Source organism: Microbacterium sp. PA5 (assembly GCF_049860775.1).
GTDB lineage: Bacteria > Actinomycetota > Actinomycetes > Actinomycetales > Microbacteriaceae > Microbacterium.
In genome coordinates this window covers 1-24,050 of sequence record NZ_CP187567.1, presented here as the reverse complement: position 1 = coordinate 24,050, position 24,050 = coordinate 1, and the positions used below count along the sequence as shown (strand labels likewise).

The window sequence follows — 24,050 nt, the reverse complement described above, 5'->3', positions numbered from 1 at the left end:
TCGCGAGAAGCCGGGCGACGAGACGAGACGGGGGTGTCGGCATGACGAAGGAACTGCGCCGTCTCAGCATCGTCATGCTGGTGATGTTCCTCGGCCTGCTCGGGGCGACGAGCTGGATCCAGGTGGTCGCCGCCAACGAGCTGCAGGCCAACCCGCACAACAAGCGCGCCGTGTACGACTCGTACGAGGTGCAGCGGGGATCGATCTTCGCCGGCAGCGAGGTGATCGCCTCCTCGGTCGCCAGCGACGACGTGTACAGCTGGCAGCGCCAGTACCCCGACGCCGAGATGTGGGCGCCGGTGACCGGGTACATGAACCCGGTGCTGAACTCCCGGACGGGACTCGAGCAGGCGATGAACGCGCAGCTGGCGGGGACCGGGAGCTCGCAGTTCCTCGCCCGCATCGAGCGGATCGTCAGCGGTCAGCCGCCGCGCGGCTCCAACGTCCTCACGACGCTCGACCCCGAGCTGCAGAAGATCGCGTTCGACGCCCTCGACGGCTACCAGGGCGCGGTCGTCGCGATCGAGCCCGATACCGGCCGCATCCTCGCCATGGCCACGAGCCCGTCCTTCGACACGAACCAGCTCGCCTCCCACGATTCGGCGGCGGTCAACGAGGCGAACGACGAGCTCGTCGCCGACCCCGCCAAGCCGCTCTACAACCGGGCGATCGGCGGCGACCTCGACCCGCCCGGGTCGACCTTCAAGCTCGTCGTCGCGTCGGCGGCTCTGGCATCGGGGCAGTACACGCCCGAGTCGACGTTCGACAACCCGGCGACGTGGACGCTCCCGGGCACCAGCACCGACATCCACAACTTCGACCGCGGCACGTGCGGCCCCGGCGAGAAGGTCACCCTCGCCGACGCCCTGCGCCTGAGCTGCAACATCCCGATGGCGCAGCTGGCCGTGGCCCTCGGCGACGACGCGATCCGCGCCGAGGCGGAGAAGTACGGGTTCAACCGCTCCTTCGAGCTCCCGCTCACCTCGACCGCGTCGGTCTACCCCGCCGTGCTCAACGAGCCGCAGACGGCGCTCAGCGGCTTCGGGCAGAGCGACGTGCGCGCGACGCCGCTGCAGATGGCGATGGTGGCCGCCGGCATCGCCAACGACGGCGTGGTCATGAACCCCCGCATGGTGGACTCCGTCGTGGCCGCCGACCTCACCGAGCAGGAGCGGTTCGAGAGCACCGAGTTCGGCCGCGCTCTGACCGCCGAGCAGGCCGAGACCATGACCACGATGATGATCGCCAATGTCCGTGAGGGCGCGGCGAGCGGTGCAAGAATAGACGGCGTGGACGTCGCCGGGAAGACCGGCACGGCGGAGCACGGCCCCGGCGATCCGTACACCCTCTGGTTCACCGGGTTTGCGCCCGCGGAGGACCCGGAGGTCGTCGTCGCGGTGATGGTGCAGGACGGTGGAGGACTCGGCCAGAACGGCACGAGTAACGGGATCGCGGCCCCCATCGCGAAGAAAGTCATTGAGGCGGTGCTGAGCAGATGAGACCGACGCAGGGTGTGAGCTTCGGCGGGCGCTACGAGCTGGAGTCGCGGATCGCGATCGGCGGGATGGGCGAGGTCTGGGAGGCCACCGACCATGTGATCGGGCGCACCGTCGCCATCAAGATCCTCAAAGACGAGTACATGGGCGACCCGGGCTTCCTGGAGCGCTTCCGCGCCGAGGCCCGCCACGCCGCGCTCGTCAACCACGAGGGCATCGCCAGCGTCTTCGACTACGGCGAGGAGAACGGCTCCGCCTTCCTGGTGATGGAACTCGTCCCCGGCGAGGCCCTGTCGACGATCCTCGAGCGCGAGGGCTCGCTGTCCAGCGACAAGACGCTCGACATCGTCGCCCAGACGGCCTCCGCGCTGCAGGCGGCCCACGCCGCCGGACTCGTGCACCGCGACATCAAGCCCGGCAACCTGCTGATCACCCCCGACGGCCGCGTGAAGATCACCGACTTCGGCATCGCGCGCATCGCCGATCAGGTCCCGCTGACGGCGACCGGTCAGGTCATGGGCACGGTGCAGTACCTGTCGCCCGAGCAGGCCTCCGGGCACGCGGCGTCGCCGGCCACTGACATCTACTCGCTCGGGATCGTGGCGTACGAGTGCCTTGCGGGCAAGCGTCCGTTCACGGGCGAGTCGCAGGTCGCGATCGCGATGGCGCAGATCAACGACACGCCCCCGCCGCTGCCGCCCACGGTGGCGACCCCGGTGCAGAACCTCGTGATGAGCATGATCGCGAAGAAGCCCGACGAGCGTCCGGCGACCGCGTCGGCGGTGGCACGTGCGGCCACCGCGCTGCGCCGCGGCGACGTCGCGGGCGCCGCCGCCATCGTGCCCGCCATCGCGGGGGCCGCGGCCGTCGACGACGTGACACAGCTGCTCACGGGCGGGCTGGGGACCGACCAGGCCACGCGCCTGCTTCCCGCGACGTCGGTCATCGACGAGCGCGTGGAGCAGACCGATGAGCCCGCCGAGCAGAAGCGCAAGCGGAGCCCGTGGACGTGGCCGCTGGTCGCGCTCATCGTCCTGCTGCTGCTCATCCTCGGGGGCACCATCTTCGCGCTCCTCAACGGCGGCGGCGGCGAGGAGCCGGCACCGAGCTCGCCTCCTCCCAGCTCGCCGTCGTCCTCGGCGCCCAGCACTCCGCCGAACACGCCCAGTCCGGACCCCGAGCCGACGAGCGTCGATGTGGCGACGCTGAACCTCGAGGGCGAGACGTGCGAGAGCGCCCGGTCCATCGCGCAGGGAGCGGGCTTCACGGCCGGCGTCCAGTGCACGGCGGGCGACCCCGCACCGTCCGCGGACCAGGAGGGCCTCGTGTACCGCGTGCAGCCCGAGGGCGACGTGCCGTTCACGACGGCGCTGAAACTCACCGTGTACGACGCGGAGACGCCGATCGCGACGCCGACCACGCCGAGCATCGAGGGCGGTCTCAACGCCAGCTCTGTGGAGGCCGGGTCGACCGTGCAGGTCGTGTGGCCCGGGTTCACCTGCCCGGCGGGCACCCAGACGGTCCAGTTCTACAACTTCGTCGTCGAAGGCGGCTCCTTCGAGACGGGTGACACGACGGCGTCGTTCACGAGCGCCGACCCGCGCACCCAGAACATCGTCGTGGGCGATTCGGGCACCCTGTCGGTGTCCTACGCCGTGAACTGCACCAACGGCGAGCGGGAACGCGATTCGCCCACCTCCGACCCTGCCACCGCGACGATCGTCCCGGCCGCCGACACCGGTGACGGCGAGGGCGACGGCGCCGACGGCTGAGCCCGTCGCGCCGCGTCGCTCCCTCCGTTGTCCCAGGAACGGTCGGATAGGCTGGCGTGGTTCAGCACAGGGAGTGAAGTGGCAGCAGAGGCGCGCGTGCTTTCGGGCCGCTACCGCATCGACGAACTGGTCGGTCGCGGCGGTATGGCGACCGTCTATCGCGGACAGGATCTGACGCTCGGCCGCACCGTCGCGATCAAGATCCTCAAGCGCGAGCTGGCCGCCGACAACGCCTTCCGCACGCGCTTCCGCCTGGAGGCCCAGGCCGCCTCGCGCATGTCGCACCCCGCGATCGTCCGTGTCTACGACGCCGGCGAGGACGTGGAGACCGACCCCGACGGAACGCAGCACCCGCTGCCGTTCATCGTCATGGAGCTCGTGCAGGGCCGGCTGCTGAAGGACATCATCTCCGCCGGGCCCGTCACCGTTCCCGACGCGGTGCGCTACGTCGACGGCATCCTCGAGGCCCTCGAGTACTCGCATCGCGCCGGGGTCGTCCACAGGGACATCAAGCCCGGCAATGTGATGGTCACCGAGCAGGGCCAGGTGAAGGTCATGGACTTCGGGATCGCACGCGCGGTCTCCGATTCGTCCTCGACGGTCGCCGAGACCACCGCGATCATCGGCACCGCCTCGTACTTCTCGCCCGAGCAGGCCAAGGGAGAGCCGGTCGATGCCCGCGCCGACCTGTACTCGGCCGGCGTGGTGCTCTACGAGCTGCTGACCGGCCGCACGCCCTTCCGCGGCGACACGCCGGTCGCCGTCGCCTACCAGCATGTGAGCGAGGCACCGGTCCCGCCGTCCGAGCTGGTGGGCACCGTGCCCCGCTCCCTCGACGCGATCGTGCTGCGCGCGCTCGCGAAGGACCCCTTCCAGCGGTTCCCCGACGCCGCGACCTTCCGCGAGACCCTCGATGCGACGGTCGACGGCAAGACGCCGAGCAAGCGCCAGGTCGGCGCTCTGCACAGCGAGCTGTACGGCGCGAACCCGCGTCAGGCCGCCGAGACGGCACGCTCGCTGCGACAGCTGAGCACCGACACCACGATGCGCCGCACCCAGGCCGGGCCGCCCGTGGCGTGGATCTGGACCGGCGTGGTCGTGCTGGCGGCGCTGCTGGTCTCCGTCTTCATCTGGGTGCTGATGATCCGGCCGACGGCCGAGGTGCCGAGCACCGCCCGCGAGGTGCCCGACCTGATCGACATGTCCTGGGAGCGCGCCAACGAGGAGCTCGGGCGCAACGACCTGCAGGGGCAGCAGCTCGACGAGAGCAGCGAGACCATCGCGGCGGGCAACGTCATCCGCACCGACCCGGTCGCCGGCACGACGGTGACGCCCGGCCAGGAGATCAAGGTGTACGTCTCGACCGGGCAGGAGCTCGCGAGCGTGCCCGTCCTGGAGTCGCTCTCCCGCAGCGAGGCGACCAAGGCGCTGGCCGATGCCGGTCTGAAGCTCGGCACGGTGACCACGCGCAACGATCCCGACCTCCCGGCCGACACGGTGATCGACGCGAGCCTCGATCAGGGTCAGGAGGTCGCCGTCGGCACGACGGTGAACCTGGTGGTGGCCAGCGGCAAGGTGACCGTCGTCAACATGGCCGGCTACCGCCTCGACGCCGCGCAGCGTGCGCTCGAGGCCGAGGACCTCGCTCTGACGCCGAGCGTCGTCGAGGACCCGAACTGCACGGGCGATCCCGAGAACCAGATCGTGAAGTCGCAGTCGGCGATCGGCGATGTGCCGATCCACTCGACGATCGAACTCGTCGTCTGCACCGGCGAGTGACGGCGGCGCCGCTCAGCCGACGCGGCGGTGGGGAGTGAGCTCCGCCCCCCGCAGGGCCGCGCCCCCGACGCCGACGCGCTCCAGCCAGTTGCCGAGGAGCCGGTAGCCGCCTTCGGACAGCACGCTCTCCGGGTGGAACTGAACGCCCCACAGCGGCAGTGAGCGGTGCGCGAGGCCCATCACCACACCCGAGTCGGTGGTCGCGGTGATCTCCAGTTCGGACGGCACCGTCTCACGGACCACGGCCAGCGAGTGGTAGCGGGTGGCCGCGAACGGATCGGGCAGACCCGCGAACAGCGCGCTGCCGTCGTGGTGCACCGGCGAGGTGATGCCGTGGAGCAGCTCGGGCGCATGCGACACGGTCGCGCCGTACGCCTCGGCGAGCGCCTGATGGCCGAGGCACACTCCGAGCAGCGGCAGTCGCCGGTCCGCCGCGGCGCGCACGACGGCGATCGAGGCCCCCGCGTCGGCCGGGGCACCCGGGCCGGGTGAGACGAGCACTCCCGCGTACGCATCGAGGGCGGCGGCCGGATCGCTCACGGCATCCGCCTCGACCAGATCGGTCTCGGCGCCGAGCTCGCGCAGATACCCGACGAGGGTGTGGACGAAGCTGTCGTGGTTGTCCACCACGAGCACCCGCGGCACGCTAGCCACCGATCGTCGACTCCTGCGGGGTGATGAACTGCGCCGCCCACGGGAAGACGTACCAGAAGAGGCCGTACAGGACGGCGGCGAGCAGAGCCAGCAGGATGAGCACGCGCACCCAGGCAGGACCGGGCAGGATGCGCCACAGCGCGGCGTACATCAGGCGCTCACCCCCTCGGTGAGAGAGGCGGGCGGTCCGTCGGCGCGGGGGGTGAAGCTCTCGAACAGCGCGTACGCGATGATGCGCTCGAGCATGTTCAGCTTCGGCGCGCAGCTGGTGAGCGTGAGGTAGCGACCATCGGCCTCGACGCCCACCTGCTGCGGGACGGGCAGCAGCACCTCGACCTGGGTGTCCTGCACGTACTCGAGCGTGCGGAAGCGATAGGTGTACCAGCCGTCCTTGGTCTCGATGACGATGGCATCGCCCACCACGAGCTTGTCGATGGGGTCGAACGGCGCGCCCGAGGTCCACCGGTGCGCGGCGTAGACGGTGTTGCCGACCTCGCCCGGCATCGCCGTGTCGGGATAGTGGCCGATCTCGCCCTCGTCCAGGATGTCGGGGCGCGTGACGCCGCCGGCGATCGTGAACTTCCAGTCCTTGCCGAACCGGGGGATCTGCATCACGCCGAACTCGGCGCCGTGGCGGGGCTGGTCGAGCACGGGGACGATCGGCTCGCCGGGATCCGCCGGCTCCTCCGTGGGCGACGGCGCGGCGGGGGTCGCACTCGCGAACTCCTGCGCCCACGTCTGCGTCAGCTGCGACGCCTCGGCCTGCTTCTGCGAGCCGATGATCCAGTCGCCGATCCACAGCTGCCACGCCACGAACAGCAGGGCGATCACGCCGGCGGTGATCAGCAGCTCGCCGAGCACGCCTGCGATCGTCGCACCGCGTCGCCGCGGGCGCGGTGCCGCCGCCGCGTTCTCCCCCATGCCGCCGATTCTCCCACACCACGCATGGATGGCTGCTGGTGAACGGGCACTGGACGATAGGATCGTTCGCATGGCACGTTCAGGCAACGACGGCGACCCGATCGTCGAGCACCACGAGGGCGAGCCCGCCCCGAACCCGGTCTGGTTCAAGCCGATCATGCTCGGTCTGATGATCATCGGACTGATCTGGGTGATCGTCTTCTACCTCAGCGGATCGCGCTTCCCGATCCCCGACATCGGCGCATGGAACCTCGTCATCGGTTTCGGCATCGCCTTCGTCGGGTTCCTCATGACCACGCGCTGGCGCTGACCCGCCCGCACCCGCGCACACGAGACGCCGCCCCGGTTCGCCGAGGCGGCGTCTCGTCGTATCCCGGCGCGTCGTCGGCGGGAGTTATCCACAGCTCTGTCCACAGGTGGGGATGAATTACACCGGTGTCATTCACAGGTGTGGATACCCTGTGCGAAGTGCCGCGCGACCAGTGATCGGCGGGTGTCAGCTGTAGTACACCAGCAGCGGCACGACCAGGAGAGCCAGCAGGCCCACGGCGGTCGCCGCGAGCAGGAGCTTCTGCGTGCGCTGCTGACGGACCGCCCGCGTCCGCGCGAAGACGAACCCCACGAGCAGGCCCACGAGTCCGCCGCCGATGTGCGCCTGCCACGAGATGTTCGAGCCCGGCAGGAAGGTGATCACCAGGTTCAGTCCCAGCAGCACGGCGATCGCCGTCACGTTCACACCGAGGTGGCGGCCGATGACGAACATGGCGCCGAGCAGACCCCATACCGCGCCGGATGCTCCGACCACCCAGGTGCCCGGGGCCAGCAGCGCCACGAGCACCGAGCCGCCGAGCGCGCTCAGCAGGTACAGCACCGCGAACCGCCATCGTCCGAGCAGCGGCTCGAGGCTGCGACCGAGGGCCCACAGCGCGAGCATGTTCAGCGCGACGTGCCAGATGCTCGCGTGGACGAGGGTCACCGTCAGCAGCCGCCACGGCTGGAAGAACGGGCCCGGCACGAGGAATCCGCTGTTGAACGCCAGCCACGACTGCACCTGATCGCCGATCCCGCCGGGGATCAGCCCGATCAGGTAGAACAGCAGCGTGACGGCGACCAGGCCGTAGGTGACCAGCGGGCGCTCGTCCGAGGAGCGGACCGCCCGCAGCATCCGCTGCGAGCGCGGCGGCCGCGTCGCCTGCGCCGCCTTCTGCTGGTCACGCAGGCACTCCGGGCAGATGACGCCCACCGGCATCTGCGTCTGGCACTCCGGGCAGATCGTGCGGGTGCACCGCTGGCACAGCACGAAGCTCTGCCGATCGGGATGCCGATAGCAGAAGTTCTCCGGGTCGGCCCGGTAGTCCGGTGTCGTCACGTGCTGCGCCGAGGCCCCGTCGCGGACTCAGGCCGCGACGACGTCGATCGACGAGATCACGACGGGCTGGACCGGACGGTCGCCCGCACCCGTGGGAACCGCGCCGATCGCGTCGACGACGGCCCGGGAGGCGTCGTCGGCGACCTCGCCGAAGATGGTGTGCTTACCGTTGAGCCACGGCGTGGGGTCGGTCGTGATGAAGAACTGCGAGCCGTTCGTGCCCTCGGCCTGACCCGTGATCGCGTTGCGGCGGAGGCCCGCGTTGGCCATGGCCAGCAGGTACGGCGAGCCGAACGTCAGCTCGGGGTGGATCTCGTCGTTGAAGGTGTACCCGGGACCGCCCACGCCCTGGCCGAGCGGGTCGCCGCCCTGGATCATGAAGTTCGGGATGATGCGGTGGAAGATGACGTCGGTGTAGAGGGGGCCCTCGCCGGGCTTGCCCGTCGCCGGGTTCGTCCAGGCCTGCGAGCCGTCGGCGAGGCCGATGAAGTTCTGCACGGTGCGGGGCGCGTGGTCCCCGAAGAGGTTGACGACGATGTCGCCGTGGTTGGTGTGGATCGTCGCGACTGCGGTGTGGATCGGCATGCTCACCATTCTCACATCTGTCAACCCCTGGCGCGCTCTGCGGGGTCTGGCAAGATGGGACCAGGTCACTCAGACGAGCCAGGCGCGCCCGCAGAGGGCGAGCCGTACAAGGGAGGGCACCCCGTGAGCCTCAGCCGCAAGCGCAAGAAGGAACTCCGCAAGCTCCAGAAGCACGCGAACACCCTGTGGGAGTCGCAGCAGGTCCTGATCGGTCAGGCCGGTGAGGTCGCGCGCGAGGCGGGCCGCCAGCTGGGTCACTACAACCGCGAGCACGTCGTGCCGACGGTGCAGCACGGCTACGAGAAGTACGCCGCACCCTACGTCGACCAGGGACTGAGGACCTCCGCCAAGCTCTACAACGAGCGGGTCGCTCCGGCCGCAGGCGCGGTCATCGGCTCGGCCCTGTCGGTCTGGGACGCCGCCAACGAGAAGCGCGAGGCGCTCGCATCGGGCCGCGGCTTCGGCTCCATCGACGTCGCCAAGCTCCAGAAGAACGCGCAGAAGTACGGCAAGAACGCCGCGAAGAAGCTCGTCGTCGCCCCGCCCGCCAAGAAGGGCATCGGCGCCGGCGGCGTGCTGGCGATCATCTTCGGCGTGGTTGCGGCCGCCGGCGTGCTGTATGCGGCGTGGCAGACCCTCCGCGCGGACGACGAGCTCTGGGTCGCCGACGACCCGCTCCGCGCACCCGACGCGTGACCGACGGACACGGCAGCGCGGGCCTGGATCGGGTCCGCGCTGCGGCATCCGAGCACGGACTCGACATCGAGATCCGCGAGCGCCCCGCTGCGCGCAGCCTCGAGGAGGCCGCGGCGCTCCTGGGTCTGCAGCCCGCGGACATCGTGAAGACGCTGGTCGTCAAGCGCGCCGACGACACCTACCTGTTCGCACTCATCCCCGGTGACAAGGCGATCTCCTGGCCGAAGCTGCGCGCGGTCGTCGGCGTCAACAAGCTCCAGCTCCCCGATCCCGAGCGCGCCCTCGTGGCGACCGGCTACGAGCGCGGGACGATCGTCCCCCTCGGGAGCACCACCGACTGGCCGATCTTCGCCGACGAGTCGATCACCGGCAGGCGGGTCGCGATGGGGGCCGGCGCTCACGGCTACAGCCTCTTCGTGGACGCCGACGCGCTCATCGCCGCGTACGGCGCGACCGTCGCCGACATCTCGCAGCCCGTCGCATCGAACTGACGCGGCAGCTCAGTCCGCGAGTCCCGCCAGGCGGAGCGCGACGTCGACGAGCTTGACGTGGTGCAGCTCGCCGACGGCGGCGACGGGGAACCACTCGGCACGATCGGTCGAGCCGTCGACCTCGTTGCGCAGCCGGCCGCCGACGATGTGCGCCCGGTAGATGATGCGGAGCGCGTGCAGCGGCTGATCGTGTCCGCTGCGCACGCGCTGGCGTGCGGGGATGACGCGCGAATCGATGCCGAGCAGGCCGTCGAGCTCGACGCGGTAGCCGGTCTCCTCCCTCACCTCGCGGCGCGCGGCCACCTCGGGATCCTCGCCGGGTTCGAGTCCGCCGCCGGGAAGCGTCCACGAGGAGCGCCGGCCCTCGTGCCAGTGCGCGAGCAGCACCCGGCCGTCATCGTCGGTGATGACGGCGTAGGCCGCGACGCGCAGGTCCATGCCCGTCACCCTACTGGGACCGCGGCGCCGAGAACGTGGCGCAAAGGCCCGCTTCGCTCACGAAATGGCGACGATCTGCGCCACATTCTTCGGCTCTCCTGCGTCGGAGGGGCGTGACGCTATACTGCGGCGCATGACTCCCCGCGTCCCCCCCGCGGGCGAATCGGCGATCGCTCCTCCACCGTCGACGCCCCTGTTTCCGCGCCGCAGCTTCCTCGGCGGTGTCGCTGCGGCGTCGGCGGCCGCCCTCACGGTGCCCCTGCTCGATGCCCCCGTCGCTCACGCGGCCGACAGCTACGCGCCGGTCGCCTACCCCGCGACGCCCGTCGCGACCGACGAGGAACTGCACGTGATCCGCCGCTGGACGTACGGATTCCAGCCCGCCGCGCTGGCTGCGGTGCGCGAGGCGGGAGGCCCGCGGGCGTGGTTCGAGACGCAACTGGCGCCGCAGGATGTCGCCGAGTCCGCCACGGCCGCCGGCCTCGACTCCTGGTGGCGATGCATCACCGCGGATCCCCTCGACATCGTCGCCCGCGACCGCAGCGGGGAGGAGCCGGCCTGGCGGGCGATGGCCGCCTACGCGGGGTACGCCATGGTGAGGCGCCAGGAGTCGACTCGACAGGTGCTCGAGCTGATGACGGAGTTCTGGGAGGACCACTTCTACATCCCGATCCACGATGACGGGGTCTTCCCGTTCCGCATCGCGTTCGGGCACCGCATGCGCGAGCTCGCGCTCACGAGCTTCGAGGAGCTTCTCCAGGCGGCCACGGTGCATCCCGCGATGGGATGCTCGCTCGACAACGCCCGCTCGACCAAGCGCTCGGTCAACGAGAACCTGGGTCGGGAGCTGCTCGAACTGCACACCGTCGGCAAGGGCGCGGGATACGACGAAGACGCTGTGAAGGCGTCGGCCCGTCTCCTCACGGGCTACCGCGTCGACACGTGGTCCACATGGCAGGTGTCCTACGATCCCACCTGGCACGACACCGCTCCGGTGACGGTGCTGGGCTTCTCCCACCCCAACTCCGACCCCGACGGACGCGCCGCCGTGAGGGCCTACCTCTCCTACCTCGCCCGGCATCCCGCGACCGCCGAGCGGATCGCGCGCAAGCTCGCACGACGGTTCGTGAGCGACAGTCCCTCGTCGGCGCTGATCGAGCACCTCGCGTCCGTCTATCTCGACAACGGCACGCAGATCCGGCCCGTGCTCCGTGCGCTCGTCGACCACCCCGAGTTCTGGGCGTCGTCCGGGGCGAAGGTGAAGACGCCGACCGACGAGCTCGTCTCGGTGAACCGCGCGCTGGGCGTCTCGTTCGCGAAGCCGACCGCGCAGGACACCGGAGCCGTGCAGGCGCACTACATGGCGGGCGGTATCGGTGCGAGCGCCTGGTCGCACCCCCGGCCCGACGGACCGCCGCAGCACAACGACGCGTGGAACTCTCCGTCGCGCTTCCTCGCCTCCTGGGATGCGCACTGGACCCTGTCGGGCGGATGGTGGCCGACGAAGGACACGACGCACGTCCCGGCCGCGAAGCGGCTGCCCCAGCCCGAGCTCACCCTGGCGGAGTTCGTCGATCATCTCGCCCGGCGGATGACGGGCCAGGGGTCCACCTCCGGTCTCCTCGAGGCCGTGTGCACGGCCACGAAGGTCCGCCCGTCGGCGCCCGTGAACGCGCAGCACTCCATCGTGCGGTGGCAGATGCCCTGGGTGCTCGCGCTCGTGCTCAACCAACCGCTCTTCTACCTCCGATAGGGACGGCGCCGTGATCGAATCCCCCCACTCCGGTCCCACCGTCGCCGATCCGCTCGCCGCCGGCTGCGACGACTTCGCGTCCAGCGTGTCGCGACGCACGGCCATCCGATCCGCGCTCGGCATCGGACTCGGCCTCGTCGCCGCCTCGGTGTTCGGCGACGCCTTCGTCGAGACCGCGTACGCATCGGGGGGACGGAAGGCGGACCGCGTGCTCGTCGTGCTGTCGCTGCGCGGCGCCGCCGACGGTCTGTCCCTGGTCGTGCCGCATGCCGACCCCGTCTACTACGCGGCGCGCCCGAACATCGCCGTGCCGAAGGACAAGCTGCTGGCCGGCGACGCGCAGTTCGGCCTGCATCCCGCCTTCGCCCCGATCATGCCGCTGTGGAAGGCGGGACGTGTCGCCGCGGTCCACGCCACCGGTCAGGCGGTGACGACACGGTCGCACTTCGCCGCGATGGAGGAGGTCGAGGATGCCGACCCCGGCTCGCAGGCGCGGGTCGGGTGGCTGAACCGGCTCATCTCCGTGCGAGCCGGCGGCGCGAGCGACACCACAGCCCTGCAGCTGGGCGAGACGGTGCTGGCCACGCAGCTGGCAGGTCCCGCGCCGGCGGTGTCGACGGCCGGGCTCGACAAGCTCAAGGTCGTCGGACCGGGGGGAAGCGATGCCGCCGGGTGGGAGACGGCACTGCGGGGACTCTGGGCGGACGCGCCCGATGCCGTGGCGAGCGGCGGCGGGCGTGCCCTGGCCGTCGCGCAGGCCTATGCGGCCGCGCGCGGCGCGGTCACGAGCACCGTCGAGTATCCGAAGGGCAGCCTGGGCGAGGCGCTGCAGGGTGCGGCGAAGGTGATCAAAGCCGATGTCGGGGCCGAGGTCATCACGATCGATCAGGGGTCCTGGGATCACCACCAGTGGGTGGGCGACCTCTCGAACGGCAACCTCAAGAACATGGCCGAGCCACTGGGGAAGGGTCTGGCCGCCTTCTTCTCCGATCTCGGCGCGATGGACAAGAAGGTCACCCTCGTCACGATCTCCGAGTTCGGTAGGCGCGTGAAGGAGAACGGCAACGGCGGCCTCGACCACGGACACGGCAACGTCATGTTCGTGCTCGGTGCCGGCGTGAAGGGCGGCTACTACGGCCGGTGGCCGGGACTGGAGAACACGCAGAACGCCGATCTGGCCGTGACGACCGACTATCGCGACGTCTTGAGCGAAGTGGTGGCGGCGCTGTACCCCGAGCGAAGCCTCGCGGCGATCTTCCCCCAGTTCCAGCATCGGCGGCTCGGGTTCATGGCCCCCCTCGTCACCGGCGGCGACACCGGCCCGAGCACCCCCGTCGTCAAGACGATGCCGTCGAGCTTCTTCTCCTCGTACGGCAAGCGCGCCGGGTCGGGCCGCGTGGGCTCGAAGGTCACGGCACCGGCTCCCCGGCTGACCGCGGCCGGCAAGAAGGCCCGCGTCAAGACGAGCTACCGGTGGGAGACGGTCAAGAGCGGGAAGGTCAAGAAGCGCCGCACGACGCGCTCCTTCCGGATCCCGGCCACGTATCGCGGCTACGGGCTGCGCGTGAAAGTGACCTACACGGCGAAGGGCTACAAGCCGAAGACGAAGGTGTTCTCGTGGGGCACCGTGAAGAAGAAGAAGTAGCGGTGTCCACGTCGCTGCGTCGCGCTGCGCTCGCTCGACGGCCGGTGGAGGAGAGTTGTGGAGCCTAGGAGATTCGAACTCCTGACATCCTGCTTGCAAAGCAGGCGCTCTACCAACTGAGCTAAGGCCCCGAGAGGGAGATGTTGTGTGGGGCTACCAGGACTTGAACCTGGGACCTCTTCATTATCAGTGAAGCGCTCTAACCGCCTGAGCTATAGCCCCGTCTGGAGACCGGCGCCAGCGCCGTCAACCTCCAAGACTTTACCCGAATCGCGAGGTAATCCGAAATCCGGGACGATGCCGTCAGTTCGAGGTGAAGCCGACGAGCAGACCGCCGGTCACCTTGACCATCAGATTGTAGATCCCGGCGACGACCGCACCGAGGACGGTGACGACGATGAGGTTCAGGATCGCGACGATCGCGGCGAACGCCATCACCTGCGGCAGGTTCACCACATCGGTGAGCCGGAACTCGTTGCCGGTGAAGGCCAGGAGCAGCTCCTCGAGCTGGGTGAGCACACTCGTGGTCTGCAGCACGAGGAACACCAGCAGCACGGAGATGAGGGTCACCACCGCGAGGGCGACGGCCGCCAGGAACGACAGCTTCACGGCCGACCAGAAGTCGATGTAGACCAAGCGGAGGCGGACCTGCTTGGCGCTGGTCTTGCTCGACGACTTCTTCGCGAGCTTGTCAGCTACTGTGCTCATGCTTCAGGACTTTCTTCGGGGGTCTGGGGGGCCGCGTCCTCCGGCGCAGCGGGCCCTTCGGAGGACTCCGCGACCGGCTCGGTTCCGGCGGGATCGGCAGCGGCCTCGGTCAGTCCACGCTCCCCGTTGCGCGCGATCGCGAGAATGCGATCGTCGTCATCGGGGCGGGCGAACACGACGCCCATGGTGTCGCGTCCCTTGGCAGGGACCTCGGCCACGGCAGAGCGTACCACCTTGCCGCTGGCAAGAACCACCAAGACCTCGTCGTCCTCGCCGACGATCAGACCGCCCGCGAGATCGCCGCGATCCTCGTTCAGCTTGGCGACCTTGATGCCGAGGCCGCCGCGGCCCTGCACGCGGTACTGGTCCACGGAGGTGCGCTTGGCGTAGCCGCCCTGGGTGACCACGAAGACGAATCCGTCGTCGCCGGCGACCGACGCGGAGAGCAGGCTGTCGCCCTCGCGGAAGGTCATCGCCTTGACGCCCTCGGTCGATCGTCCCATCGGACGCAGCGAGTCGTCGGTCGCGGTGAAGCGGAGCGACATGCCCTGACGGGAGATCAGCAGGATGTCGTCGGTCTCGTCGACGAGGAGCGCGCTGACGACCTCGTCGCCGTCCTCCTCCTCCTGCCCGCGCAGGCGGATCGCGATGATCCCGCCCTGGCGGTTGGTGTCGTAGTCGGAGAGCGCCGTCTTCTTGATCTTGCCGTCGCGGGTGGCGAGCACCAGGTAGGTCGCAACGCTGTAGTCGCGGATGTCGAGGATCTGCGCGATCTCCTCGCCGGGCTGCAGCGCGAGGAGGTTCGCGACGTGCTGACCCTTCGCATCGCGCCCGGCCTCGGGAACCTCGTAAGCCTTCGTGCGGTAGACGCGGCCCTTCGTCGTGAAGAAGAGGAGCCAGTGGTGCGTGGTCGTGACGAAGAAGTGCTCGACGATGTCGTCGGCGCGCAGCTGGGCGCCCTTCACGCCCTTGCCGCCGCGGTGCTGCGAGCGGTAGTTGTCGCTGCGCGTGCGCTTGATGTAGCCGTCGCGCGTGACGGTGAGGACCATCTCCTCCTCGGGGATGAGGTCCTCCATCGACATGTCGCCGTCGAACCCGTGCAGGATGTGGGTGCGGCGCTCGTCGCCGAACTTGTCGACGATGCCGGTGAGCTCGTCGCGGATGATCTCGCGCTGACGGGCGGGGGTGGCGAGGATGTCGTTGTAGTCGGCGATCTGGAGCTCGAGCTCGGCCGCCTCGTCGATGATCTTCTGCCGCTCGAGGGCTGCCAGACGGCGCAGCTGCATCGAGAGGATCGCGTCGGCCTGCGCGTCGTCGATCTCCAGCAGCGTCTTCAGACCCTCGCGGGCCTCGTCGACGGTGGGTGAACGGCGGATCAGCGCGATGACGTCGTCGAGAGCGTCGAGCGCCTTGAGGTAGCCGCGGAGGATGTGCATCCGCTCCTCGGCCTTGCGCAGCCGGTAGGCCGTGCGGCGGACGATGACCTCGACCTGGTGCTCGATCCAGTAAGAGATGAAGCCGTCGAGCGCGAGGGTGCGGGGCACGCCGTCGACGATCGCCAGCATGTTCGCGCCGAAGTTCTCCTGCAGCTGCGTGTGCTTGTACAGGTTGTTCAGCACGACCTTCGCGACCGCATCGCGCTTGAGCACGATGACCAGGCGCTGGCCGGTCCGGTCGCTCGTCTCGTCGCGGATGTCGGCGATGCCCGTGATCTTGCCGTCGCGGGCGAGGTCGCGGATCTTGATCGCGACGTTGTCGGGGTTCACCTGGTACGGCAGCTCGGTGATCACGAGGCACGTGCGACCGTGGATCTCCTCGACGTTGACGACCGCGCGCATCGTGATGGACCCGCGGCCGGTGCGCTGGGCCTCGCGGATGCCCTTGGTGCCGAGGATCTGGGCGCCGGTCGGGAAGTCCGGGCCCTGGATGCGCGACATCAGCGCCTCGAGCAGCTCCTCGCGCGAGGCGTCGGGGTTCTCGAGCGCCCACAGCGCGCCGTCGGCGACCTCGCGGAGGTTGTGCGGCGGGATGTTGGTCGCCATGCCGACCGCGATGCCGACCGAGCCGTTGACCAGCAGGTTCGGGAAGCGGGCCGGGAGGACCGTCGGCTCCTGCGTCTTGCCGTCGTAGTTGTCCTCGAAGTCGACGGTCTCCTCGTCGATGTCGCGGACCATCTCCATGGCGAGCTGGGCCATCTTGGTCTCGGTGTACCGCGGGGCGGCCGCACCCTGATTGCCGGGCGAGCCGAAGTTGCCCTGGCCGTCGGCGAGCGGATAGCGCAGCGACCACGGCTGGACCAGCCGGACGAGCGCGTCGTAGATCGCGCCGTCGCCGTGCGGGTGATACTGACCCATCACCTCGCCGACGACGCGGGCGCACTTGTTGAAGCTCTTGTCGGGACGGTAGCCCCCGTCGTACATGCCGTAGATCACGCGGCGGTGAACCGGCTTCAGGCCGTCGCGGACATCGGGGAGGGCGCGTCCGACGATGACGCTCATCGCGTAGTCGAGATAGCTGCGCTGCATCTCGACCTGGAGGTCGACCTGGTCGATGTTGCCGTGGTTGTGAGCGGCCGTCGGGTCGGGGCGTACTTCGTCAGTCATGTCTTCTCGTCTTCGTCATGCTCGGGCGGGCTCCGGGAGGGGGGCCAGGGCTACGGGATGCGTGCTTCAGGACAAGAGCGGGGGCCCCGCCGCTTCGCGGCACCCCGATCGTCCGGAAGCACGCATCCCTCCGCCCTTCTCTTCGTCTTCGTCGTCCCGGCCGCTGCGCAGCGGGAGGTGGATAGTGGTGGTCAGATGTCCAGGAAGCGGACGTCTTTCGCGTTGCGCTGGATGAAGCTGCGGCGCGACTCGACGTCCTCGCCCATCAGGACGGAGAAGATCTCGTCGGCGGCCGCGGCGTCGTCGATGGTCACCTGGCGCAGCGTCCGGGTGTTGTGGTCCATCGTCGTCTCCCACAGCTCCTTCGGGTTCATCTCGCCCAGACCCTTGTAGCGCTGGATGCCCGAGTCCTTCGGCATGCGCTTGCCGTTGGCCAGGCCGTCGGCCAGCAGCGCATCGCGCTCCCGGTCGCTGAAGACGTACTCGTGCTCGTGGTTCGACCACTTCAGCCGGTACAGGGGCGGCATCGCGAGGTACACGAAGCCGGCCTCGATCAGCCCGCGCATGTAGCGGAACAGCAGCGTCAGCAGCAGCGTCGTGATGTGCTGACCGTCGACGTCGGCATCGGCCATGAGCACGATCTTGTGGTACCGCGCCTTCTCGACGTTGAAGTCCTCGCCGATGCCGGTGCCGAAGGCCGAGATGATGGCCTGGATCTCGTTGTTGCCGAGCGCGCGGTCCAGCCGCGCCTTCTCGACGTTGAGGACCTTGCCGCGCAGCGACAGGATCGCCTGGGTCTCGGGGTCGCGACCGCGCACGGCCGAGCCGCCGGCCGAGTCGCCCTCGACGAGGAAGATCTCGCTGATCGACGGGTCCTTGCTCGTGCAGTCCTTGAGCTTGTCGGGCATGGACGCCGACTCGAACACGCTCTTGCGCCGGGCGGTCTCGCGGGCCTTGCGGGCCGCCAGTCGTGCGGTCGCCGCGTCGAGCGCCTTCGTGATGACGCGCTTTGCCTGGGCGGGGTTGCGGTCGAGCCAGTCGGTCAGCTGGTCGCCGACGATCTTCTGCACGAACGCCTTCGCCTCGGTGTTGCCGAGCTTGGTCTTCGTCTGCCCCTCGAACTGCGGTTCGGACAGCTTCACCGAGATGACCGCGGTCAGGCCCTCGCGGATGTCGTCGCCCGTGAGGTTGTCGTCCTTCTCCTTGAGGATGCCCTTCTCGCGCGCGTAGCTGTTGATCTTCGTCGTCAGCGCCGCGCGGAAGCCCTCTTCGTGGGTGCCGCCCTCGTGGGTGTTGATCGTGTTGGCGAAGGTGAAGACGTTCTCGGTGTAGCTGGTCGTCCACTGCATCGCGAGCTCGAGCGAGATGTGGCGGACGGTGTCCTCCGACTCGATCTCGATGATCTCCTCGTTGACGACCTCGGCCTTGCGCACCTTGTTGAGGTACTCGACGTAGTCGACGAGACCGCGCTCGTAGAGGAAGTCGTCGTGGGGCTGCGTCGAGATGGCGGTGCCGTCGGGGCCGTCGACGATGTACGCGGAGTCGGGGCGCTCGTCGCTCAGCGTGATCCGCAGCCCCTTGTTGAGGAAAGCGGTCTGCTGGAAGCGGGTGCGGAGCGTGTCGTAGTCGAAGTGGACCGTCTCGAAGATGGAGTCGTCGGGCCAGAACGTGACGATGGTGCCGGTCTCGTCGGTCTCCTCGCCCTTCGCGAGCGGTCCATCCGGCTTGCCGCCGCCGGAGAAGGACTGCCGCCACACGTGCCCCTGGCGGCGGATCTCGACCTCGAACCTCGTCGAGAGCGCGTTCACCACCGAGGAGCCGACGCCGTGGAGACCGCCGGAGACCGCGTAACCGCCACCGCCGAACTTTCCTCCGGCGTGCAGGACGGTCAGGACGACCTCGACGGTCGACTTGGTCGGGTCGGACGAGTGCGGGTCGACGGGGATCCCTCGGCCGTTGTCGACGACCCGGAGGCCGCCGTCCTCGAGGATCGTGACATGGATGGTGTCGCAGTAGCCGGCGAGCGCCTCGTCGACGGCGTTGTCGACGATCTCGTAGACGAGGTGGTGCAGGCCGCGCTCACCGGTCGAGCCGATGTACATGCCGGGCCGCTTGCGCACCGCCTCGAGGCCTTCGAGCACCTGGATGGCATCGGCCCCGTACTCGTTCTGCACCCGCTCAGTCGGCTGCTGGGGGTCGACCTCGGGAACGGTGTCGGGGTTATCGGACGTCATAGGTTTCGAACACTCCAGATCGGATTCCACACTCCCTCCAGTCTAGCCGTCCGGGCGTGCTTTTCGGCGCCTGAACGGCGCTGTGGCGCGCTGAAATCCCTCCGGATGCCGCGGGACCTGGATTATCCGTAGGTATCGCGAGGACCGCGCCCTGGAACGGCTCTGGGGCCCCATTTCCAGGAGGGGACGTCCGGACCGATGAAACGCACGTTCTCGACACCCGCATCCGGGAACCTGCTCATGAGCTCGGTGACGATGGCGCCGCGCATGAGCTGGAGGTTCTTCGCCCATGCCGTCGAGTCGCACTGCACGGTGAGCAGACCGTCCGAGAGTGCGACCGGAGCCGCGTGACGGGCGGTCTCCTCGCCGGCGACCTGCTCCCACTGCAGCACCAGGTCCTCGCGCGCCAGCTGCGAGTTCCATCCGGACTGCCGGGTGAGGTCGGCGAGCGCATCGCCGAGGCCCTTGGGGTCGCGACCGGCGGTGAACGGCTGGTTCTCGTCGTCATCGTCCCGCCGGCGCCGGCGGCGCTTGCCGCGCGGCGACGGCTCCAGCCCGCGCAGGCGCAGATAGGTGGAGATCGTCTCGGGAACCGGTTCGACCTCGTCCTCAGGCATCGGCGCTCTCCCGGATGGTCCCCGCCTCGACATAGACGGTGCGGGCGCGGAGCGCCTCGGGCACATCGGCCTCGACCGCCGCGGTCACGATCACCTGCTCGAAACCGGCGACGACCCCGGCCAGCCGCGACCGACGGTCGGCGTCGAGCTCGGCGAACACGTCGTCGAGGATCAGGACCGGGTCGCCCAGCAGCGAGTGCTCGCGCAGGAGCTCGGCGGAGGCGAGGCGGAGCGAGAGGGCGACCGACCACGACTCGCCGTGCGACGCGTATCCCTTGACGGGAAGGCCCCGCACGCGCAGGACGAGGTCGTCGCGGTGCGGGCCGACGAGCGTGACCCCGCGCTCCAGCTCGGCGGGGCGCTTCGCGGCGAGCATCGCGCGGAACCGTGACTCCACCTCCTCGGTGGAGCGACCGCGCACGGCCGGAGCCGGGGCGGCGCCGCCCCGTTCGCTCTCGTCGTCGTCGTCGGCTCGTGCGCCGTCGACGGTAAGAGCCCACTCGAGCTCGGGCTGATGATCGGCGCCGGCGATGGTCGTGTAGGCGCGGGAGAGCGGAGCGGCCAGATCGTCGGCCAGGGCGAGGCGCGCGCGGATGACCTGCGTGCCCAGCTGGACGAGCTTGTCGTCCCACACATCGAGGGTCGTCAGCTCCTCGCCGCGGATGCCGCGGGCGCGTGCCGATTTCAGCAGCGCCGTGCGCTGCTTGAGCACGCGGTCGTAGTCCGACAGCACGGCCGACATGCGCGGAGCGCGCTGGATGAGCAGCTGATCGGCGAAGCGCCGGCGCGCGGACGGGTCGCCGCGCACGATCTGCAGGTCCTCGGGGGCGAACAGCACGACCTGGGCGTACCGCGGCAGCTCGGCCGACTTCACCGCAGATCCGTTCACCCGGGCCTTGTTGGACCCCGTGCGGTTCAGCTGCGCTTCGAGGATCACCGTGCGCTCCCCGTGGGCGAGCCGCGTGCGGACGATCGCGGCATCAGCCCCGTGCCTCACCATCGGGGCGTCCTGCGACACCCGGTGGGAGCCGAGGGTGGCGAAGTACCCGATCGCCTCGGCGAGGTTCGTCTTGCCTTGGCCGTTGCGGCCGACGAAGACGTTCGTGCCCGGGTGCAAGGTCACGTCGGCGGCCGCATAGTTGCGGAAGTCGACGAGACTGAGCTGCTCCACGATCACCCCGTCAGCCTAGTTCTCGTGACCGACGTCGCCGCGAGTCCGCGCACCCGCCCGGTCGTTGAGCGAGCGCAGCGAGACGAAACGCCGAAGATCAGCGCAGCAGCAGGTTCGGCTGCAGGAGGTACTTGAAGCTCTCGGGCGTACCGGACGTCTGCGGCGTGATCAGCACCGGGCTGAGCTTGTTCGCGTTCTCGCTGGAGGTGAAGGTCACCCGGGCGAACTCGCTCTTCACGGCGCCGAGGGCCTCGAGCAGGTACTGCGGGTTCAGGCCGAGGGTGACGTCCTCGCCGGTGAGCGTCGCGTCGACCGACTCGGTCGCGCGGGCCTGCTCGGTGCCGGACGCGTCCATCGAGACGCCCTCGTCGGTGAATGTGAACCGCAGCGGAGCGGAGCGGTCGAGCACGAGGGAGACGCGGCGGACCGCCTCGATCAGGTCGGCCGTGTTGACGACCGCGTAGTGATCGGTCTGCTCGGGGAACAGGCGCCGCACCGGCGGGAAGTTGCCCTTGATCAGCAGCGAGGTCACCGTCTTGTTGCCGGCCGTGAAGGCGATGATCTCGCGGTCGCCCGAGCCGGAGAACGCGACCTGGATGTCGCCCGAGTGCGCGAAGGTCTTGCCGACCTCGGTCAGCGTGCGCGCGGGGACGAGTGCGGCGGTGGCCTCGTCGCCGGAGGTGGTGGTGGTGCCGGCATCCCAGGGGATCTGCCGCAGGGCCACGCGATAGCGGTCGGTCGCCACGAGGCTGAGCTCGTTGCCCGCCACCTCGAGCTGCACACCGGTGAGCACCGGGGTGACGTCGTCGCGGGACGCGGCGAAGGCGACCTGTGCGATCGCGGTGGCGAAGTCCTCGGCCGGGACGAGGCCGGCCTCGCCGGAGACCTCGGGGATGGCGGGGTACTCCTGCACCGGCATGGAAGCGAGGGTGAAGCGGGCCGACCCGCAGGTGAGCACGATGCCGTTCTCGTCGTCCTGCTCGATCTGGATCGGTGCGTTCGGGAGCCGGCTCGCGATCTCGGAGAGCAGACGGCCGTGGACGAGGATCGTGCCCGGCTCGTCGACGGTGGCCTCGATCGTCGTGCGCGCCGACGCCTCGTAGTCGAACGCCGCGAGGGACAGACCGGACTCGGATGCCTCGATCAGCACACCGGCCAGGATGGGCTGGGGATTGCGCTGCGGCAGGAGCTTCACAACGAACGACACGGCCTCGCTGAACACATCGCGATTCACGTGGAACTTCACTGGGGCTCCCTTGGGGTCGAGTAGGGCTCTCCCATGCTAGTGCCCCGACCCGTGTGATTCGGAAGAGGCGCCCGCTCACAGGCCGCCGCCCTCGAGGTGATCGGATCGGCTTCATAGAGATAGTTCTCTGTCATGGTGTTAACAGCTGTGGAAACTGTGGATAAGTCGGCCGATGCCTGTCGGCACGCGGGAACCACACGCGTGTAAGTTGTGGGCGAGCTGCGGAATCCGCGTGGGGAGTGGGATCGCGCCGACCCGGGACCGACGGCGCTCATCCACAGGACAGCCGGATCCGCTCACAATCATCCGACCTCGACGCGAAGTTATCCACAGGCTGTCCACACTGTGTAGAACGCGAATGATGGAGCGTCGGCAGCGCGGATGTCAAGCGCCGATCACGGAATACGCGTGCCGGCGGCGGCATGAGCGCCTCTGCGGGAGCGGCGGGGCGCGTCAGCGGCCGACGCGGCCGAGCTGCGTCGTGATCTCGGAGACCTGGTTGTAGATCGAGCGGCGCTCCTTCATGAGCTCGCTGATCTTCTTGTACGCGTACATCACGGTGGTGTGGTCGCGATTGCCGAACAGCTGGCCGATCTTCGGCAGCGACAGATTCGTGCGCTCGCGGCACAGGTACATGGCGATCTGGCGGGCGGTGGCCACCGACTGCGAGCGGCTCGAGCCGTACAGATCGTCGACCGACAGCCGGAAGTACTGCGCGGTGGCGGTGATGATGTCGGTCGGGGAGATGACGTTCGCGTCGTCCTGGTCGACGATGTCGCGGAGCACGGTCTGCGCGAGCGAGATGTCGAGGGTGGAGCGGTTGAGGTTCGCGAAGGCCGAGACCCGGATGAGGGCGCCCTCGAGCTCGCGGATGTTCGAGGAGACCTTGGTCGCGATGTACTCGAGCACCTCGTCGGGCACGAGCAGGCGCTCGGACTGGGCCTTCTTGCGGAGGATCGCGATGCGGGTCTCGAGGTCGGGCGCCTGGACGTCGGTGATGAGGCCCCATTCGAACCGGCTGCGCATGCGGTCCTCGAAGCCGGTGAGGTGGCGCGGCGGCACGTCGCTGGTGATCACGACCTGCTTGTCGTGGTCGTGCAGGGTGTTGAAGGTGTGGAAGAACGCCTCCTGCGTCTCGGCGCGGCCCTGCAGGAACTGGATGTCGTCGATGAGGAGGATGTCGACGTCGCGGTAGCGCGCCTGGAACGCGGATCCGCGGTTGTTGGCGATGGAGTTGATGAAGTCGTTCGTGAACTCCTCGCTCGACACGTAGCGCACGCGGATGCCGGTGTAGAGGCTGAGCGCGTAGTCGCCGATGGCGTGGAGCAGGTGCGTCTTGCCGAGTCCGGAATCGCCGTAGATGAAGAGCGGGTTGTAGGCCTTGGCCGGCGCTTCGGCGACGGCGACCGCCGCCGCGTGCGCGAACCGGTTGGACTGTCCGATGACGAAGTTGTCGAACGTGTACTTGGGGTTCAGCCGCGTGTCGTTGCGCGAGGGCGGCAGCGCCGGCTCGGGGTAGTCCTCCAGCGGAGGCCGGCTCACCGGCGTCGAGTTCGTGGCGGCCTGCACCGGGACGGGCGCGGTGAGGTGCGCGTCGGCGAGCTCGGGGTTCACGACGACGCGGAAGGTCGATGCGCCGGGCTCGGCGTCGACGTGGGAGAGCGCCTCCATGATCGGTGTGCGGAGCCGCTTGTTGAGCTGCGCCGCCGTCAGGTCGTTGGGCACGTCGAGGTACAGCGTGCCGCCCATCACGCCCTGCGCGACGGCGAGGTTGAGGAACCCCTGCAGCTGCGGCGTCACGCGCTCGTCGACGCGCAGCACATCGAGGACCGCGGACCAGACCGGGACGTCGGGCGGTTCGTGGTGTGTCAT

General features: G+C 69.3%; 21 protein-coding genes and 2 tRNA genes. 8 read left to right on the top strand and 15 right to left on the bottom strand.

The genetic code is table 11. The features are described from left to right. Positions 1 to 41: 41 nt before the first annotated feature. The 3 genes from ACPWUT_RS00115 to pknB all read left to right on the top strand — a co-directional run bounded on the left by ACPWUT_RS00115 (position 42) and on the right by pknB (position 5,047). Positions 42 to 1,499, top strand: a complete 1,458-nt coding sequence (locus tag ACPWUT_RS00115; protein ID WP_284528456.1) for a peptidoglycan D,D-transpeptidase FtsI family protein — start codon at positions 42 to 44, stop codon at positions 1,497 to 1,499. After that, complete coding sequence (locus ACPWUT_RS00110; RefSeq protein WP_425839320.1) at positions 1,496 to 3,268, top strand: serine/threonine-protein kinase; 1,773 nt, start codon at positions 1,496 to 1,498, stop codon at positions 3,266 to 3,268. The genes ACPWUT_RS00115 and ACPWUT_RS00110 overlap by 4 nt, the downstream gene beginning before the upstream one ends. 96 nt (positions 3,269 to 3,364) lie before the next feature. Continuing rightward, positions 3,365 to 5,047: a Stk1 family PASTA domain-containing Ser/Thr kinase gene (gene pknB, locus ACPWUT_RS00105; protein ID WP_425839317.1), complete on the top strand. Its 1,683-nt coding sequence runs from the start codon at positions 3,365 to 3,367 to the stop codon at positions 5,045 to 5,047. 12 nt (positions 5,048 to 5,059) lie between these two features. Here pknB and ACPWUT_RS00100 read toward each other — a convergent pair whose 3' ends face one another. The 3 genes from ACPWUT_RS00100 to ACPWUT_RS00090 are packed head-to-tail and all read right to left on the bottom strand — an operon-like array spanning position 5,060 to position 6,622. Beyond that, on the bottom strand, positions 5,060 to 5,701 hold the full coding sequence (locus tag ACPWUT_RS00100; RefSeq protein ID WP_284528453.1) for an anthranilate synthase component II: 642 nt from the start codon (positions 5,699 to 5,701) through the stop codon (positions 5,060 to 5,062). Then, positions 5,694 to 5,852, bottom strand: coding sequence for a hypothetical protein (locus ACPWUT_RS00095; RefSeq protein WP_284528452.1), 159 nt, complete (start codon positions 5,850 to 5,852; stop codon positions 5,694 to 5,696). Before ACPWUT_RS00095 ends, ACPWUT_RS00100 begins: the two co-directional genes overlap by 8 nt. Continuing rightward, positions 5,852 to 6,622 carry a class E sortase gene (locus ACPWUT_RS00090; RefSeq protein WP_284528451.1) on the bottom strand — a complete coding sequence of 257 codons (771 nt, stop codon included), beginning with the start codon at positions 6,620 to 6,622 and terminating at the stop codon, positions 5,852 to 5,854. The genes ACPWUT_RS00095 and ACPWUT_RS00090 overlap by 1 nt, the downstream gene beginning before the upstream one ends. Positions 6,623 to 6,692: 70 nt before the next feature. Between ACPWUT_RS00090 and ACPWUT_RS00085 the strand changes: the two genes are divergently transcribed. After that, complete coding sequence (locus ACPWUT_RS00085; RefSeq protein ID WP_284528450.1) at positions 6,693 to 6,932, top strand: cell division protein CrgA; 240 nt, start codon at positions 6,693 to 6,695, stop codon at positions 6,930 to 6,932. Positions 6,933 to 7,118: 186 nt separating this feature from the next. Here the strand turns inward: ACPWUT_RS00085 and ACPWUT_RS00080 are convergent, their stop codons facing one another. Together ACPWUT_RS00080 and ACPWUT_RS00075 are read right to left on the bottom strand one after the other, a co-directional pair. Next, positions 7,119 to 7,991: a rhomboid family intramembrane serine protease gene (locus ACPWUT_RS00080; protein ID WP_284528449.1), complete on the bottom strand. Its 873-nt coding sequence runs from the start codon at positions 7,989 to 7,991 to the stop codon at positions 7,119 to 7,121. A 27-nt stretch (positions 7,992 to 8,018) separates the two neighbouring features. After that, entirely contained in the window at positions 8,019 to 8,576 is a 558-nt protein-coding gene (locus ACPWUT_RS00075) for a peptidylprolyl isomerase (protein WP_284528448.1), read from the bottom strand. A 123-nt stretch (positions 8,577 to 8,699) separates the two neighbouring features. Here ACPWUT_RS00075 and ACPWUT_RS00070 point away from each other — a divergent pair, with 123 nt between their 5' ends. Next, on the top strand, positions 8,700 to 9,272 hold the full coding sequence (locus ACPWUT_RS00070; protein WP_284528447.1) for a DNA helicase: 573 nt from the start codon (positions 8,700 to 8,702) through the stop codon (positions 9,270 to 9,272). After that, positions 9,269 to 9,763 carry an aminoacyl-tRNA deacylase gene (locus tag ACPWUT_RS00065; protein ID WP_425839310.1) on the top strand — a complete coding sequence of 165 codons (495 nt, stop codon included), beginning with the start codon at positions 9,269 to 9,271 and terminating at the stop codon, positions 9,761 to 9,763. The genes ACPWUT_RS00070 and ACPWUT_RS00065 overlap by 4 nt, the downstream gene beginning before the upstream one ends. Before the next feature lie 9 nt (positions 9,764 to 9,772). On the opposite strand, the gene ACPWUT_RS00060 is transcribed toward ACPWUT_RS00065, so the two are convergent. Next, on the bottom strand, positions 9,773 to 10,201 hold the full coding sequence (locus ACPWUT_RS00060) for an NUDIX hydrolase (RefSeq protein ID WP_284528445.1): 429 nt from the start codon (positions 10,199 to 10,201) through the stop codon (positions 9,773 to 9,775). Positions 10,202 to 10,334: 133 nt separating this feature from the next. On the opposite strand from ACPWUT_RS00060, the gene ACPWUT_RS00055 reads away from it, so the two are divergent. Continuing rightward, entirely contained in the window at positions 10,335 to 11,954 is a 1,620-nt protein-coding gene (locus tag ACPWUT_RS00055) for a DUF1800 domain-containing protein (RefSeq protein ID WP_425839306.1), read from the top strand. Positions 11,955 to 11,964: 10 nt separating this feature from the next. Then, on the top strand, positions 11,965 to 13,599 hold the full coding sequence (locus ACPWUT_RS00050; protein WP_425839303.1) for a DUF1501 domain-containing protein: 1,635 nt from the start codon (positions 11,965 to 11,967) through the stop codon (positions 13,597 to 13,599). Positions 13,600 to 13,657: 58 nt separating this feature from the next. On the opposite strand, the gene ACPWUT_RS00045 is transcribed toward ACPWUT_RS00050, so the two are convergent. From ACPWUT_RS00045 to dnaA, 9 genes are all read right to left on the bottom strand, one after another. Continuing rightward, positions 13,658 to 13,730: transfer RNA gene (locus tag ACPWUT_RS00045), tRNA-Ala, on the bottom strand. 17 nt (positions 13,731 to 13,747) lie between these two features. Then, positions 13,748 to 13,821, bottom strand: a tRNA-Ile gene (locus ACPWUT_RS00040). 81 nt (positions 13,822 to 13,902) lie between these two features. After that, positions 13,903 to 14,307 (bottom strand): DUF3566 domain-containing protein, encoded by a 405-nt coding sequence (locus tag ACPWUT_RS00035; protein WP_284528442.1) that lies wholly within the window; start codon positions 14,305 to 14,307, stop codon positions 13,903 to 13,905. Further along, positions 14,304 to 16,910, bottom strand: a complete 2,607-nt coding sequence (gene gyrA, locus ACPWUT_RS00030; protein ID WP_425839300.1) for a DNA gyrase subunit A — start codon at positions 16,908 to 16,910, stop codon at positions 14,304 to 14,306. The genes ACPWUT_RS00035 and gyrA overlap by 4 nt, the downstream gene beginning before the upstream one ends. 191 nt (positions 16,911 to 17,101) lie before the next feature. Next, a complete protein-coding gene (gene gyrB / locus ACPWUT_RS00025; protein ID WP_284528440.1) occupies positions 17,102 to 19,144 on the bottom strand; it encodes a DNA topoisomerase (ATP-hydrolyzing) subunit B in 2,043 nt (680 codons plus the stop codon). A gap of 122 nt (positions 19,145 to 19,266) precedes the next feature. Continuing rightward, positions 19,267 to 19,761 (bottom strand): DUF721 domain-containing protein, encoded by a 495-nt coding sequence (locus ACPWUT_RS00020; protein WP_284528439.1) that lies wholly within the window; start codon positions 19,759 to 19,761, stop codon positions 19,267 to 19,269. Beyond that, positions 19,754 to 20,938 carry a DNA replication/repair protein RecF gene (gene recF, locus ACPWUT_RS00015; RefSeq protein WP_425839296.1) on the bottom strand — a complete coding sequence of 395 codons (1,185 nt, stop codon included), beginning with the start codon at positions 20,936 to 20,938 and terminating at the stop codon, positions 19,754 to 19,756. Before recF ends, ACPWUT_RS00020 begins: the two co-directional genes overlap by 8 nt. Before the next feature lie 91 nt (positions 20,939 to 21,029). Continuing rightward, complete coding sequence (gene dnaN / locus ACPWUT_RS00010) at positions 21,030 to 22,178, bottom strand: DNA polymerase III subunit beta (protein WP_284528437.1); 1,149 nt, start codon at positions 22,176 to 22,178, stop codon at positions 21,030 to 21,032. A 453-nt stretch (positions 22,179 to 22,631) separates the two neighbouring features. After that, positions 22,632 to 24,050: a chromosomal replication initiator protein DnaA gene (gene dnaA / locus ACPWUT_RS00005; protein WP_284528436.1), complete on the bottom strand. Its 1,419-nt coding sequence runs from the start codon at positions 24,048 to 24,050 to the stop codon at positions 22,632 to 22,634.

Excerpts from the sequence above, each read along its gene's own strand:
- ACPWUT_RS00090 (WP_284528451.1), bottom strand. The coding sequence starts at position 6,622 with ATGGGGGAGAACGCGGCGGCGGCACCGCGCCCGCGGCGACGCGGTGCG.
- ACPWUT_RS00115 (WP_284528456.1), top strand. The coding sequence starts at position 42 with ATGACGAAGGAACTGCGCCGTCTCAGCATCGTCATGCTGGTGATGTTC.
- ACPWUT_RS00075 (WP_284528448.1), bottom strand. The coding sequence starts at position 8,576 with ATGCCGATCCACACCGCAGTCGCGACGATCCACACCAACCACGGCGAC.
- ACPWUT_RS00060 (WP_284528445.1), bottom strand. The coding sequence starts at position 10,201 with ATGGACCTGCGCGTCGCGGCCTACGCCGTCATCACCGACGATGACGGC.
- ACPWUT_RS00055 (WP_425839306.1), top strand. The coding sequence starts at position 10,335 with ATGACTCCCCGCGTCCCCCCCGCGGGCGAATCGGCGATCGCTCCTCCA.
- ACPWUT_RS00020 (WP_284528439.1), bottom strand. The coding sequence starts at position 19,761 with ATGCCTGAGGACGAGGTCGAACCGGTTCCCGAGACGATCTCCACCTAT.
- gyrA (WP_425839300.1), bottom strand. The coding sequence starts at position 16,910 with ATGACTGACGAAGTACGCCCCGACCCGACGGCCGCTCACAACCACGGC.
- ACPWUT_RS00035 (WP_284528442.1), bottom strand. The coding sequence starts at position 14,307 with ATGAGCACAGTAGCTGACAAGCTCGCGAAGAAGTCGTCGAGCAAGACC.
- ACPWUT_RS00085 (WP_284528450.1), top strand. The coding sequence starts at position 6,693 with ATGGCACGTTCAGGCAACGACGGCGACCCGATCGTCGAGCACCACGAG.
- ACPWUT_RS00110 (WP_425839320.1), top strand. The coding sequence starts at position 1,496 with ATGAGACCGACGCAGGGTGTGAGCTTCGGCGGGCGCTACGAGCTGGAG.
- dnaA (WP_284528436.1), bottom strand. The coding sequence starts at position 24,050 with ATGACACACCACGAACCGCCCGACGTCCCGGTCTGGTCCGCGGTCCTC.
- gyrB (WP_284528440.1), bottom strand. The coding sequence starts at position 19,144 with ATGACGTCCGATAACCCCGACACCGTTCCCGAGGTCGACCCCCAGCAG.
- ACPWUT_RS00095 (WP_284528452.1), bottom strand. The coding sequence starts at position 5,852 with ATGTACGCCGCGCTGTGGCGCATCCTGCCCGGTCCTGCCTGGGTGCGC.